This is a genomic window from Thermodiscus maritimus, assembly GCF_055382595.1.
This window is the reverse complement of the sequence record NZ_AP042434.1, coordinates 1349977-1363591: the sequence shown is the minus strand read 5'-3', so window position 1 is coordinate 1363591 and position 13615 is coordinate 1349977. Positions and strand designations below refer to the sequence as shown.

At 56.2% G+C, this 13615-nt stretch carries 10 protein-coding genes and 1 pseudogene; 4 read left to right on the top strand and 7 right to left on the bottom strand.

Annotated features, from left to right (window positions below; genetic code table 11):
* Positions 1 to 71: 71 nt before the first annotated feature.
* Positions 72 to 1715: a radical SAM protein gene (locus ACZ47H_RS07640; RefSeq protein ID WP_464933088.1), complete on the top strand. Its 1644-nt coding sequence runs from the start codon at positions 72 to 74 to the stop codon at positions 1713 to 1715.
* Here ACZ47H_RS07640 and ACZ47H_RS07635 read toward each other — a convergent pair.
* Positions 1712 to 1933, bottom strand: a complete 222-nt coding sequence (locus tag ACZ47H_RS07635) for a MoaD/ThiS family protein (RefSeq protein ID WP_464933977.1) — start codon at positions 1931 to 1933, stop codon at positions 1712 to 1714. The two genes, ACZ47H_RS07640 and ACZ47H_RS07635, sit on opposite strands and share 4 nt — an antisense overlap.
* Before the next feature lie 461 nt (positions 1934 to 2394).
* Here ACZ47H_RS07635 and ACZ47H_RS07630 point away from each other — a divergent pair, with 461 nt between their 5' ends.
* Together ACZ47H_RS07630 and ACZ47H_RS07625 are read left to right on the top strand one after the other, a co-directional pair.
* Positions 2395 to 3024, top strand: a complete 630-nt coding sequence (locus ACZ47H_RS07630) for a hypothetical protein (RefSeq protein WP_464933087.1) — start codon at positions 2395 to 2397, stop codon at positions 3022 to 3024.
* A 94-nt stretch (positions 3025 to 3118) separates the two neighbouring features.
* Positions 3119 to 4948: an aldehyde ferredoxin oxidoreductase family protein gene (locus tag ACZ47H_RS07625; RefSeq protein WP_464933086.1), complete on the top strand. Its 1830-nt coding sequence runs from the start codon at positions 3119 to 3121 to the stop codon at positions 4946 to 4948.
* Between the two features lies 1 nt (position 4949).
* Here ACZ47H_RS07625 and ACZ47H_RS07620 read toward each other — a convergent pair whose 3' ends face one another.
* From ACZ47H_RS07620 to deoC, 4 genes are all read right to left on the bottom strand, one after another.
* On the bottom strand, positions 4950 to 5876 hold the full coding sequence (locus tag ACZ47H_RS07620; protein ID WP_464933085.1) for a transcription initiation factor IIB: 927 nt from the start codon (positions 5874 to 5876) through the stop codon (positions 4950 to 4952).
* A 107-nt stretch (positions 5877 to 5983) separates the two neighbouring features.
* Positions 5984 to 6952 (bottom strand): mevalonate kinase, encoded by a 969-nt coding sequence (gene mvk / locus ACZ47H_RS07615; RefSeq protein WP_464933084.1) that lies wholly within the window; start codon positions 6950 to 6952, stop codon positions 5984 to 5986.
* Positions 6949 to 8421: a dihydropteroate synthase-like protein gene (locus tag ACZ47H_RS07610; protein WP_464933083.1), complete on the bottom strand. Its 1473-nt coding sequence runs from the start codon at positions 8419 to 8421 to the stop codon at positions 6949 to 6951. Before ACZ47H_RS07610 ends, mvk begins: the two co-directional genes overlap by 4 nt.
* On the bottom strand, positions 8421 to 9149 hold the full coding sequence (gene deoC, locus ACZ47H_RS07605; RefSeq protein ID WP_464933082.1) for a deoxyribose-phosphate aldolase: 729 nt from the start codon (positions 9147 to 9149) through the stop codon (positions 8421 to 8423). The genes ACZ47H_RS07610 and deoC overlap by 1 nt, the downstream gene beginning before the upstream one ends.
* A 118-nt stretch (positions 9150 to 9267) precedes the next feature.
* Here deoC and ACZ47H_RS07600 point away from each other — a divergent pair, with 118 nt between their 5' ends.
* Entirely contained in the window at positions 9268 to 10719 is a 1452-nt protein-coding gene (locus ACZ47H_RS07600; protein WP_464933081.1) for an RtcB family protein, read from the top strand.
* Here ACZ47H_RS07600 and cyaB read toward each other — a convergent pair.
* Together cyaB and ACZ47H_RS07590 are read right to left on the bottom strand one after the other, a co-directional pair.
* Positions 10709 to 11242, bottom strand: coding sequence for a class IV adenylate cyclase (gene cyaB, locus ACZ47H_RS07595; RefSeq protein ID WP_464933080.1), 534 nt, complete (start codon positions 11240 to 11242; stop codon positions 10709 to 10711). The two genes, ACZ47H_RS07600 and cyaB, sit on opposite strands and share 11 nt — an antisense overlap.
* Positions 11243 to 11315: 73 nt before the next feature.
* Positions 11316 to 13500 (bottom strand): annotated as a pseudogene (locus tag ACZ47H_RS07590) (CDC48 family AAA ATPase).
* Between the last annotated feature and the right edge of the window lie 115 nt (positions 13501 to 13615).

Genomic DNA, 13615 nt, shown 5'->3' with positions numbered 1-13615 from the left:
TATAGAGGCCGGAGAGGGGTATAAAGCGGTCGATTGGAAGGGTTAATCCTTCTATCGGGGATGTGCTAAAGGTGAGAGTCCTAATAGTAGATGGTTACAATGACGAGCCTGGAGGGCTAGGGGTCCCTCCCTACATAGATGTTTACCCCCGCCTTATAGCAGGAAGCTTCTGGCTAGCAGACAAGACTACGAGGGTGGACTACGTCACAGTTGACCAGTTCCGTGCGAGCGAATCATACTGGTTGAGGCGGGCGAGCCAGTACGATATCCTAGTGTTCATTGCGGGTGTGGTTGTTCCGGGAAAGTATATTGGAGGGGACCCTGCAAGGCCCGAGGAGCTTGTGAAGTGGGCTGGCCTCATAGAGGGTCCCCTCAAGATCCTCGCCGGCCCCGCTGCTAGGTGGGGGATGGGGCTTGAAGGTGGAAAGCCCGCCTACCCGCCCAGCGCATTCGAGAGGGCGGGGTTCGACGTGCTGATTAGGGGTGATGTGGAGGAGTACTTCACAGACCTGGCAAGGTATGGGGTGGAGAAGGCCTCACCGGTGAGGCTTCGAAGGGACTACAGGCTCTACGATAAGGTGGCTAGGCTCGGAGCCCGCATAGTTAGAAAACACCCCCGGCTCGGCCACGGGCTTATAGCGGAGATCGAGACGTATCGGGGCTGTGCGAGGTGGGTTAGCGGAGGCTGTAGCTTCTGCGTTGAGCCATTAAGGGGGAGGCCCCTGCAGAGGGACCCTCAAGGGATAATTGCCGAGGTTGAGGCACTCTACAATAACGGTGTGAGGGCATTCCGCCTCGGGAGGCAAGCAGACATACTAGTCTACGGATCAAGTGGCCTCTCCCGCGAGGAGTGGCCCAAGCCGAACCCCCAAGCCCTCGAGAGGCTACTCCACGGGATAAGATCGGTGGCTCCAGGCCTCGAAGTCCTCCATATTGATAACGTGAACCCGGGCACCATCGCTAGGCATCCATCAGAGAGCGAAGAGGCGCTCAAAACCATCATTAAATACCACACGGACGGAGACGTCGCGGCTATGGGGGTTGAGACAGCGGACCCGAGGGTGGCTAGGATCAATAATCTAAACACCACGCCCGAAGAGGCCCTCTACGCAATAACGCTGGTGAACAGGCTAGGCAGGGAAAGGGGGCCATCGGGGCTACCACACCTCCTCCCAGGCCTAAACTTCATACTAGGACTCCCCGGCGAGACGAGTGAAACATATAGGCTCAACAGGAGCTTCCTCGAGGAGATACTCTCAAGACGCCTCCTTGTGAGGAGAGTGAATGTGAGGAGGCTCCTCCCATTACCACCAACAAGAGCCTACAGGATGAAGCACGGCGTGAGGGGGAGGCTGGAGAAGCACGCCCGCTCCTTCACATGGTGGGTTAGGAGAGAGTTCGAGGCTAGAATGCTGTCAATGATAGCCCCAAAGGGCACGATACTATCAAGGCTGTATGTTGAAGAATGCACGCATGGAGTATGCTACGCAAGGCAAACCGGGAGCTACCCGTTAATAGTGGCGATACCCTGCAACACCCTACACCCTACCCTATACCTGGACAAAGTAATAGTCACAGGAATACACAGCCCTAGAAGCCTCCAGGGACTCCCAATACCAATAAGAAGAGACAGCAGAGTCCACCACAGGGAAGCCATGGAAAAACTAGGATACAGAAACATGGTAGTAGAGGATCCAGCAGCACCCAAATGCTAGCCCCCACTAATATGGGGGAGAACGCTCACAACATCCCCATCCTCCAACAAGTCATCGGGGGAAGCAGGCCTCCCATTCTTCAACACAACAACATCCTCAATACTCAGGTCAGGGGGGAGTACGATCACATCCCTAACCCTGGCACCCTTACCAACCTCAACACCCCTCTCACGACCACCCGCATAATCCGATAAGTACCCAAAATACCTTACAACCACCCGCAACCCTCAACCCCCAAAACACAAACCCGGAACCAATCAATATCTACATTAACATATACCCTCAGCAACAAACCATCACCGAGTAACATGCACTAAACGGCCTGCGCGACTTTAGGGCTGGAGTGGCTTGTCTAGGTTATATTTGCATGCTTTTAGCCGATCAGCCTCCATGGATAGTTTCGAAGTCCATGCCCATCCTACCACACAGGATACAAACTCAAAACTATTGGTAAAAGGTGCTTGAAAACAAGCAGTATCAAAGTTGACGGCATAACATGTTCATACCTATTCGATGAGCTTAAAATAATCATATAAAATTAAAATATAGTTATGGTAGTCGCTTTGAGCTTTCTGTAGTCAGAGTTAAAGCCTGCACCGTCCTTAGAGTGGTTTGAATGTCCGCCCTTGTTGTTTTTATGTTGATTATATTGGCTTATTTGCTTGAGGTGTGTTCGTTGATGGCTGCGCCTAGGGAGTATGTTGAGTTGTATTTCATGGAGAGGAGGAGGGTTGTTGAGGCTCTATTAATTGCTAGGAGTATGGATGAGATTAGAGATCTTATCTTTAAGAACGCTGTGCTCCTCGCCCCCACTGTCGCCACCTGTGGGCCTGCTGGAGTTAATGCTGCCCCGTTCATGGTCTCATTCCTTGTAAGGGAGGAGTATCTGGGAGAGGCTATTGAGAGAATGAAGGGGATTGTCGAGGGCCTGTATGGTGGTGGGTGGAGGGCTATGGTTGAGGCTGCCAGGTTCCTCCTCGACTACGTGTATAATCCGGAGAGAAGCGACCCCCTGACCCTCGTCTCCCACCTCATGTCCCGGGGGCACACATACCGTAACATTGTGGATAATGGGAGAGCGACTATCTCGATACTGATCCCCCCGGATCGGGGCGCATTCGAGCTCAGGACCCGGGTTGACATTGTCGAGGAGGGACCCTTGTACGAGTACGCTAACCTCCTCCACGACATAATACACGTGGCTCCGGAGGGGGAGAGGAGCCACCCGTGGTACCCTGCACTCGTATTCCACGTTGAGGAGATCTATGATAACAGTTATGAGAAGCTGGGAGTTAGGATCTATCCCTAGTATAGCCCTGGGATTATACCGTCATTATTATCCCCCTCCAACTACAAGTCTAGTATCGGACCGGCTACTGGGTTTTGTAGGAGGGGTTTATACAATGCCTAAGGGATGGTGGGGTAGGCTACTCTGGATCGACTTGTCTCGCAGGGAGGCTAAGCCAGTAGAGTATCCCGGAGAGTGGGCAATAGACTACCTCGGCGGGAGGGGTCTTGCCGCGAGGATACTCTGGGAGCACCTAGAGCCCGGCGTAGACCCCCTCAGCCCCCGCAACCTATTGATCATGGCTGTCGGCCCCCTAACAGGGCTGCCACTCCCTAGTAGTGGGAAGATGGTTGTCGCCGCTAAGAGCCCCCTAACCGGAGGGTATGGTGATGGGAATGTTGGGTCGTGGGCTAGCGTCCACATGAGGAGGGCTGGATGGGACGCCCTCGTATTCTCCGGGGCGGCTGAGAAGCCCACGGTCGTCGTGGTGGAGGATGATAAGGTCTCATTCGAGGACGCCGACGACCTATGGGGCCTCGACACCTGGGAGACCGAGAGAAAGCTTAGGGAGAAGTATGGCAGGAACGCTGGTATTGTTGAGATCGGTCCTGCCGGGGAGAACCTTGTGAAGTTCGCCACTGTGATAAGCCAGGAGGGCCGCAGCGGCGGCAGGCCTGGTATGGGTGCTGTTATGGGCTCTAAGAAGTTGAAGGCAGTCGTGATCAAGGGTTCGAAGGAGGTGCCCCTCCACGACCCGAAGAGGGTGAGGAGCGAGGGGGCTAAGGCCTACATTGACGTGAAGAAGGCTAAGGCCTACGACTTCTGGATGCGCCAGGGAACAATGATGACTATTGACTGGGCTCAGGAGGCGAGCGTGCTTCCAACCTACAACTTCACAGAGGGAGTCTTCGACGGCTTCAAGGGTATAGACGGGTACAGGATGGAGAAGATGAAGATAGATCAGAGGGGCTGCCCATTCTGCAACATGACATGTGGAAACGTGATAAGGGACGCTGAGGGGGCTCCCAGCGAGCTAGACTATGAGAACGTCGCCATGCTAGGCTCCAATCTAGGCATAGACGATCTTGGTAAGGTGGGAGTGCTGAATAGGCTCGCCGACAAGCTGGGACTCGACACTATAAGTGTTGGAAGCGTTATGGGTTGGGCGACCGAGGCAAGCCAGAAGGGCCTCTTAGACGGTGTCAAACTGGAGTGGGGAGACTACGAGGCATACAAGAATCTAATGACTGACATAGCTTACAGGAGGGGGGAGCTGGGAAGCCTACTAGCAGAGGGCGTCAAGGGAGCCTGCACTGCTAAGGGAGGATGCGACTTCGCCATACACGTGAAGGGGCTAGAGGTGAGCGCCTACGACTGCCACGCAGCCCCCGGCATGGCTCTAGCTTACGCTACAAGCCCCATAGGGGCGCACCACAAGGATGCATGGGTAATCAGCTGGGAGGTCGCCACCGACAGGTTCGCCTACACGAGGGAGAAGGCTGCGAAAGTCATAGAGCTGCAGAGGATTAGGGGCGGGCTATTCGAGAGCTTCGTCGCCTGCAGGCTCCCGTGGGTCGAGGTGGGCTTGAGCCTAGACTACTACCCGAAGATACTCACCGCTGCAACCGGCGTCTCCTATGACTGGGACAAGCTGTACGCTGTAGCCGACAGGATCTACGCCCTGATAAGAGCCTTCTGGATAAGAGAGCTTAACGGTTGGAGCAGGGATCTGGACATGCCGCCTGCGAAGTGGTTTAAGCAGCCACTGTCCAAGGGACCCCTCGCCGGTGCTAAGCTCGACTTGGACAAGTTCAACCAGCTACTAGACTACTACTACGAGCTGAGGGGATGGGATAAGAGGGGAGTTCCCAAAAAGGAGACATTGGAGAAACTGGGACTCGGCTTCGTAACCGGTACCCTAGAGAAGATAGTGGGGTTGAACTAGCCTAGGAGGTTATTCCTCCAAACATTTTATCTATCTCCTTGTAACGGTTCCTAACCGTTACCTCCGTAACTCCAGCTACCTGGGCTACCTCCTTCTGGGTCTTCCTTATACCATGCTTGAGGGCCGCCAGGTATACTGCGGCCGCCGCGAGGCCGGAGGGGTCTTTTCCAGCGGTTAGCCCCCTGCTCCTCGCCATCTTAACTATCCTAATAGCCTCCGCCACTACGGGGTCTGGTAGGCCTAGGGCTGACGCTATCCTGTAAACGAACCTCTCCGCGTCGATGACTGGGATCTTTATGTCGAGCTGCCTCACTAGTAGACGGTAGTTCCTCGCCACCTCCCTCTTCGCGTCAATCTCCCTCATGCTAAGGTTCTTGGCGATATCGTCTAGCGTGCACGGGTACCTGTGCTTCCTGCATGCAGCGTAGAGGGCGGCGGCAACCATGCTTTCAATGCTCCTCCCGCGCGCGAGGCCCTTGCTCGCCGCTTCACGGTATAGTCTCGCGGCCTCCTCCTTGATCTGCCTGGGCAGCTCTAGGCGGGCGGATATATCCTCGATGTAGCGGAGGGCCTGGTTTATGTTCTTCTCGAGGCTGGTTAGCGCAGCCTTCCCCCTGAGCCCCCTCATCCTAAGGTAGTCGAGGCGCTTCGAGAGACCCCTCACCCTAGAGCCTCTCGAAGCGGAGATGTAGACGTCCACACCCATATTGGGCTTGGAGAACTGGATAGGGCTTCCAACCCTGGTCCTCCGGGCCCTCTCCTCCGGGGTATAAGCTCTCCACTCGGCCTCGTCGCCGATCATATCCTCTTCTATTACCTCGCCCGTCTCCATGCAGATCTTGATCCCACGGGCAGGGTCGTAGGCTATCTTGTCCGGAGGACACTTGCTCTTCCTAGGAGTCTCCTCCCCTACACCAGGGCCACTCAAATCTAGCACCCCACATAGGTATACTATAACGCGTTAGCCCCGGTATTACCAGGGCGCAACGCTTTTATCCTCCTTTACTATGGTTTGTAGCCTTTATAAATTTTTCGCTACTCTTCTAGCCTAGCCCCCTCAACCCCAATATCAACGTCGTGTATGCTCTTCACGAGGCTGGAGAGATTCTCCCTAACCCTATCAACAAGCTCCTCCCCCACAAGGGCGATGACGCTACCACCCCAACCAGCCCCGGTGAGCTTAGCCCCAACAGCCCCGCTCCTCCTCAACGTGAACACGACCCTCTCAAGCTCCATGCTCGACGCTCCAACAGCGTTTAGGAGGCCGTGGTTAAGGTTCATGAGGGTCCCTAGGAGTAGAGCATTACCCTCCTCTAGGGCCTGGAGGGCCAAGTCAACTATTTTATCCGCCGCCTTATAGACGTGCTCCGCAGCCTCCCAGGTCATTCCGGCGACATTCAACACGTGCTCTACGACGCTCCTAGTATTCCTGGGTATCCCAGTGTCGAGTACGAGGAGCTTATAGCCCGGCGGCAGCCTTATATTGACTCTCTTGAAACCCTCCCCCCTCCTATAAACGAGGCCCCCGCCGTACACAGCTATAGTATTATCGACCCCGCTAGGGTTGCCGTGGGCCACCTTCTCAGCCTCAAAGCTGGCCTTCAACAACTCCTCCCTGGAGAGCGGGCTACCCTGGAAGGCAGTGTAGGCTAGAGCGTAGGAGGCGGCGAGGCTAGCGCTTGAGCCCAGGCCTGCTCCAACGGGTAGGCTGCTCTCAACCCTCACCCTGTGAGCCTCTATCCTATAACCCAAGACGTCCCGTAGATACTCGAGCAGGCGGGCTAGGGGGGCCAGGCGCTGATCACCGTACTTGAGGGTCGCCGGGTCTATCCAAGACTCTACACCGGCGAGCGGGCTGATGAAGCTGATCTTACCCCCAGACTCCTCCACTATAGTCCTAACCCTTAGAGATATTGATACTGCTAGGCTCCTAGACCCTTTAACTACAAAGTGCTCCCCGAAGAGTATCACCTTTCCAGGCGCGCTCGCTAGAGCCCTCCTCAATCCTCCCACACCATCCTCAACACTTCCTCATCCTGGATGTACGTTCTACCCGTACGCAGGGCTAGCTCCGCCTTGGCCAGCTCCTCTCCAAGGTAGGCTGCATGCTCCCGTGATATTTCTAGCTCCCTCGAGATCACCCTGGCTAGGCTCCTAGCCCTCCTCCCAGCATAGCGCCTCCTGATCCCACCCCTGCTATACTCTACTAGTATCAGGCCCCGCCTGTGATCCACCTCGATCCTAAAGTACCCCTCCTCCATCACCGGTTCAACCCACTCCTCCACCATCCTATAGTCTTCCGCCGGCATAGTGGGCTTAGGCGGGGGCTCCAGCTGCTTCACTACGAGGAGCCTCGAGCCGAGGCCGTGGGGCTGTATCCTCCTAGACCAGGCTCTATAGGCTAGGCGGAGGGCTTCTCTAGCCTCGGCTACAGAGTGGATCGTCTTATACGTATCCTCTACTACGAGGAAGAAGCTCGCCGACAGCTCCACCGCCATGCTGGCTAAGAGCGCGTAGACGCCGTGCGTGTCTGCGTCGAGGGCTGAGGCGGCGTTAGCGGCTGAGAATACCAGGGGGATCCCTAGATCCACCGCCCTCCTATACCGTTCTGGAGTGCTCGAGTAGTCTATTAGGGGGAGGCCTACAACGGGATCCGCAGCAATCTTCTCGTATCCAGCCTTCTGGAGGACCCTGACCGCCCTCTCCAGCAGTGAGAGGTCCCTCTCACCAACCACCACGAGGCGATCCTTGGGCAGGATCCCAATGTACTCCTCCACGCCCACTGCGGATACCGATACACCCACGGCTCCAGACTCTACTGCAACCCTAGCCATGGTGGGGCTAGGAGCCTCTGCCAACACGGGTATACTGGAGGAGTCAACTATACTGGAGACTCGTCTCCTATAGCCCTCCATATCCCAGGTAGCGCCAACTACTAGAAGGTGTGCCCCCTCCCTCTCCATCCTCTTAGCAGCGGCCTCAGTATCCGGGCCGCTAATACCAGGGGCTACCTCCGCCATTATCAGTAATGGTGGCCCCCTCACGGGGACCTTCAAACCTTCAACCTCGTAGGCTACCTCACCCGGCTCTAAGCCCGGCTCATCCAGGGAGAGGAGATCCTCAGCAGGCTTTACCGTATCAAGGGTCCCCCCGCCTGCTATGTAGTCTATGATGCGAGGGAGGAGGCCGGGATCCCTCGATGCCTTATAGACTCTCGAGCCTGTCAGGCTTGAGAGGCTGGAGACGTCGCCCTCCACAGTTCCCGGGACTAGTATGACGTCGTACCCCTGGAGCCTCTCGGATAGGCGGAGCGCGATCCTCGCTACGATATCTGCGTTCAGTATTCCAATAGCGGGGACTGGAAGGGGTACTACCTCTACCCTAACAGTACCCTCTGCTACAGCCTTACTCCTAGATACTACCTCCCTGATTACGGGCTCCGCGGTCCTGCTCGTTATTACAGCTATCCTCACTACCCTGTCAACCTCTCAAGGGTCTCAACCACTCGGGGCCCGCTGCTCGTCCCCAGCCTCGCCGCTCCGGCGGCGAGGGCCAGCAACGCGTCGAGCGCGGTCCTTATACCACCTGCAGCCTTCACCTTCAACCCATATCCCTCTGCATGCTGGAATGTTCTAAGCACTGTGACGGGATCGCCTCCCTTAGAGTATACCCCGGTGCTGGTCTTAACATAATCTGCCCCCGCCTTCGCCACCGCCTCCACAGCCCTTGCTAGGGCTTCGTCGTCGAGGAGCGGAGCCTCTACTATAATCTTCACGTGGCCAACTCCACCCTCCCTAGCATAGTCAACCAGCTCCCCGAGCTCCTCCGCCACGCCCGGGTCGCCGTCTACGAGCGCCTGGATGTTCGCCACTATATCAACGCCCGAGACAAGACTTGCCACATGCATGATCTCGGCTCTCTTCGCACTAACCGGCTGGAAGCCGCCCGGGAAGCCTATCACAGCGCATAGCTCGACGCCCTTGTCACGGGCATATCCAGCCACCTTCGTGACGTGATAGGGGGTGAGCACCGCGCAGGCGAAGCCGTAACTGCTAGATTCATCGACTATCCTCATCGCCTCCCTTACGCCCTTGTTGGGCGAGAGCATAGTGTGCTCTATTACTGATGCGAGCCTCTCCGCGCTACCGTATTCCCTGGCGACCCTGGCCAGCGCCTCGATAAGGCCAGGCTGATTGCCCAAGCACCTCACCATCAGCTTGCATTGTCTAGTGAAGGCTTTAACCCTTCTAAATTGCGAGTTAAACCGTGCGTCCATTATTTAAGCCGTGCTCTGCTCGAATAAATGGGGGATGACCGGCATGAGCCATGAGATAGAGTTGAGGAGGATAGACAAGTTTGTATGGATGATCCCCAAGGGGGCTAAGTCGTGCATGAGGGTCCCCTCCATAATATACGCTGACGACTTCCTGCTCGAAAAGATGAGGAGTGACAGGACACTCGTACAGGCATCCAACGTCGCATGCCTACACGGGATCCAGAAGTACTCCATCGTCATGCCCGATGGCCACCAGGGCTACGGGTTCCCCATAGGCGGAGTAGCCGCTATGGATCCCGAGGAGAACGGGGTTATCAGCCCCGGCGGTGTAGGCTATGATATCAACTGTGGTGTGAGGCTCCTCCGCACCAACCTCACGGAGGGAGATGTTAGGCCCAGGATCAGGGAGCTGGTGGACACACTATACCACAATGTACCCAGCGGTCTGGGGAGTACTGGTAAGGTAAAGCTGAGCTTCCAGGAGCTGGATAAGGTTCTAAACATGGGCGTTCAGTGGGCTATCGAGAAGGGCTATGGGTGGAGCGAGGACCCAGAGCATATTGAGGAGAGGGGTAGCTGGAGCCTTGCCGACGCGAGCAAGGTGAGTAATACTGCAAAGAAGAGGGGGGCTAACCAGCTTGGGACCCTCGGCAGCGGAAACCACTTCCTAGAGGTACAGGTTGTCGATAAGATATTCAATGAGAAGTTCGCCAAGGCACTCGGCCTCTTCGAGGGCCAGGTAACCGTAATGATACACACTGGTAGCAGGGGTCTAGGCCACCAGGTTGCAAGCGACTACCTCATTATAATGGAGAGGGCGATGAGGAAGTACGGCACAATACCCCCGGACAGGGAGCTGGCGAGCATACCCTTCAACTCCCCCGAGGCACAGGACTATGTGAGGGCTATGGCTGCCGCCGCGAACTTCGCATGGACCAATAGGCAGCTTATAACGCACTGGACGAGAGAGTCGTTCAGGCAGGTCTTCCACACGGACCCAGATAAGCTGGGGCTCGAGATCGTATACGACGTAGCCCACAATATCGCTAAGATCGAGGAGCACGATGTCGACGGTAAGAGGAGGAAGCTGGTTGTCCACAGGAAGGGAGCCACCAGAGCATTCCCGCCGGGACACCCCGATATACCCAAGGACTACCGAGACGTGGGGCAGCCCGTACTGATCCCCGGCAGCATGGGTACAGCGAGCTACGTCCTAATAGGTGCGCCTACAGGCGCGAAGTCCTGGTACACCGCTCCCCACGGAGCTGGGAGGTGGATGAGTAGGAGAGCTGCAAAGAGGAGCAAGGACTACCACGCGGTGATCGCGGAGCTACAGTCTAGAGGAATATATATCAGGGCGAGCAACAGGGCCACGGTTGTAGAGGAGATGCCGGAAGCCTACAAGGACGTGGACAGGGTTGCGAGGGTAGCCCACGAGGTCGGCATAGGCCTCCTAGTCGCAAGGCTGAGGCCTATAGGTGTAACTAAGGGTTAACCCTCCCAAGGGAATCCAATACCATTTCAGCATAAGTCTTCTCGACAGGCTCCCCCATAACACCCTCCGATTCAAGCCACCGGGCTAGACGGTCAGGCTCATCCCCCTCTATCTCAATAAAGCATCCAAGCCCCCTTACCCTGTCGAGGGTGAAGGTGTGCCCCCTATACTCTAGGTACTCGCGCTCCTTCTCAACGGTTACGGCCGGCTTGAATCCCAGCTCCTCCAGCAACTCTCCGGCAGGACCACCTGCAAGCTCCACTATGATCTCCTTCCTCTCCTTCACGCCGCCTCTGGAGCTTGCCCTCGGCCCCTTATAGGTGAGGGACTCCCCCCTCCCATCTACTACACGCAGCCTAAAAGCTTCATCCGTTGCAGCAAGGTCCCTGCAGGGGTGCTGGTAGTATATATCGATCTCTTTCCGGGAAGCCTTCACTACGGCTCCATGCCGCAGTAGGATCTCCTTGACCCGCTCGAGCCTGCTACAGTCTACTCTCATCTTTACCTCTCTCTCGTACGCCATTATTCTCCTCCTGGAGGGAAAAGATCGTGTATTGGAAGGGGTAAAATTGAGGAATCCCCTAGAGGGGAGGGGTTTAGCCGAGGCTTAGCTTCTTTAGCTCTCTCGCCATCCTCTCGTATCTCTTCACGTCCTCCGGTGATAGGCTCGGCGGGACCTTCTTTAGCGCCTCCATGAAGTGGCGCATCTCCACCTTGCCGGGCTCCAGCTTCTCCCTCAGCTTTACCATTACAGCCTCTCTCACAACAGCCTCAATGTCTGCTCCAGTGTAGCCCTCTGTCAGCTCGGCTAGCTTGTCTAGGTCGACATCGTCTGCTAGCGGCACCTTCCTAGTGTGGACCTTGAAGATCTCCTTCCTAGCCTCCTTGTCTGGTGGAGGCACGTAGATGAGGCGGTCGAACCTCCCAGGCCTCAAGAGTGCAGGGTCCAGTATGTCTGGCCTGTTAGTAGCAGCTATCACCACTACGTTCTGCAGCGGCACAATTCCGTCCAGCTCGGTTAGTAGCTGGTTCACTATCCTATCCGTTACACCGCTCGTGTCGGAGCGGAAGCCTCTCGCTGGGGCTATCGAGTCGATCTCGTCGAAGAATACTATTGTAGGCGCCACCTGCCTTGCCCTCTCGAAGATCTTCCTTATAGCCTTCTCGCTCTCTCCAACCCACTTGCTCAGCACCTCGGGTCCTCTCACGGCGATGAAGTTTGCCCCGCTCTCGTTCGCCGCCGCCTTAGCTAGCAGAGTCTTACCGGTGCCTGGCGGGCCGAAGAGGAGGATTCCCTTAGGCGGCTTGATACCCATCTCCTCGAATATCTTCGGGTACTTGAGGGGCCACTCGACAGCCTCTCTCAGCTCCTGCTTCACGTTCTCAAGCCCGCCTATGTCTTCCCACTTCACATCGGGGACTTCAACGAAGACCTCCCTGATCAGTGTGGGCCTTACGAGCTTCATTGCCTCCATGAAGTCCGCCATTGTAACCTTGAGCTCTTTTAGCACACTTGTGGGTATAGTGTCCTTGCTCAGGTCTATCTTCCCTGACTTCACAAACCTTCTAAGCGCGGCCATCGCCGCCTCCTTAGCCAGCGCTGCAAGGTCTGCCCCCGTGTAGCCGTGGGTCATCTCGGCGATCTTCTCCAGATCCACGTCCTCTGCTAGCGGCATGTGCCTAGTGTGTACTTTGAGTATCTCGATCCTAGCTCTCTTGTCCGGGGGCCTTATCTCGATCTCCCTGTCGAATCTCCCAGGCCTCCTAAGGGCCGGGTCTATGGCGTCGGGCCTGTTGGTTGCACCTATAACTATGACCCTGCCCCTCTCCTTCAGCCCATCCATTAATGTTAGGAGCTGTGCTACTACCCTCTTCTCTACCTCGCCGGTTACTTCCTCCCTCTTTGGCGCGATTGCGTCTATCTCGTCTATGAATATTATGCTTGGAGCGTTCTCCTCGGCCTCCTTGAAGATCTCCCTAAGCCTCTGCTCGCTCTCGCCATAAAACTTACTCATAATCTCCGGGCCATTGATGGTTATGAAGTATGCTCCTATCTCGTTAGCCAGCGCCTTAGCCAGCAGGGTCTTGCCAGTACCCGGTGGACCGTAGAGGAGTATGCCTTTCGGCGGCTCGATGCCGAGGTGCTTGAAGATCTCCGGGTACTTCATGGGGAGCTCTACTATCTCCCTGATCCTCTCCTTAGCCTCCTCGAGGTCTCCTATATCCTCCCAGGTGACCCGGGGTACTCCGCGACCGCGGCTGATCTCCTCCTCCTTTGCAGGCTTCTCCCTTATCCTTAGCTCGGTCTTCTCGGTCACGTATACTATCTGGGCCGGCTGCGTGGAGACTACAGCCATTGGAATGCCTTCCCATAGGGGTATTACTATTATTTCTCCACGCGCTATGGGCTTCCTCATTAGGAACTCTTTAACGTAGGCTTCGAAGTCCGGGCCGAACCTTAAGGGCTCGAGAGGCGCCAGCACTACTCTCTGGGCCGGCTGCACCTTCTCAGCCTTGTAGACCGTTACAGTGTCGCCTACGCCCACTCCCAGCGCCTGCCTCAGGTAGCCGTCGATCCTTATGATACCCTTGCCCTCATCCTCTGGGCGGAGGGGCCATACCGATGCTACTACGTTCTCGTCCCTTGCCGCTGATCCTCACATAGTCACCCGTTTCCACGCCGAGCTTCTTCATAGTCTCCCGGTCTATCCTCGCTATCTTCCTACCTACATCCCTGTGGTATGCTTCCCTCACTTGCAGGGTTATGCCATCTGACTCCATCGTGGACACCCCACCTCTAGCAGTATTCCGGCATACATAAATGTTTGGAGATGTAGACGGGCTCGGCCCCGCGCGGCTACCTCATCCAGGTTAATAATGCCCGCTCAGCCCTGCT

Excerpts from the sequence above, each read along its gene's own strand:
- ACZ47H_RS07630 (WP_464933087.1), top strand. The coding sequence starts at position 2,395 with ATGGCTGCGCCTAGGGAGTATGTTGAGTTGTATTTCATGGAGAGGAGG.
- ACZ47H_RS07625 (WP_464933086.1), top strand. The coding sequence starts at position 3,119 with ATGCCTAAGGGATGGTGGGGTAGGCTACTCTGGATCGACTTGTCTCGC.
- ACZ47H_RS07600 (WP_464933081.1), top strand. The coding sequence starts at position 9,268 with ATGAGCCATGAGATAGAGTTGAGGAGGATAGACAAGTTTGTATGGATG.
- cyaB (WP_464933080.1), bottom strand. The coding sequence starts at position 11,242 with ATGGCGTACGAGAGAGAGGTAAAGATGAGAGTAGACTGTAGCAGGCTC.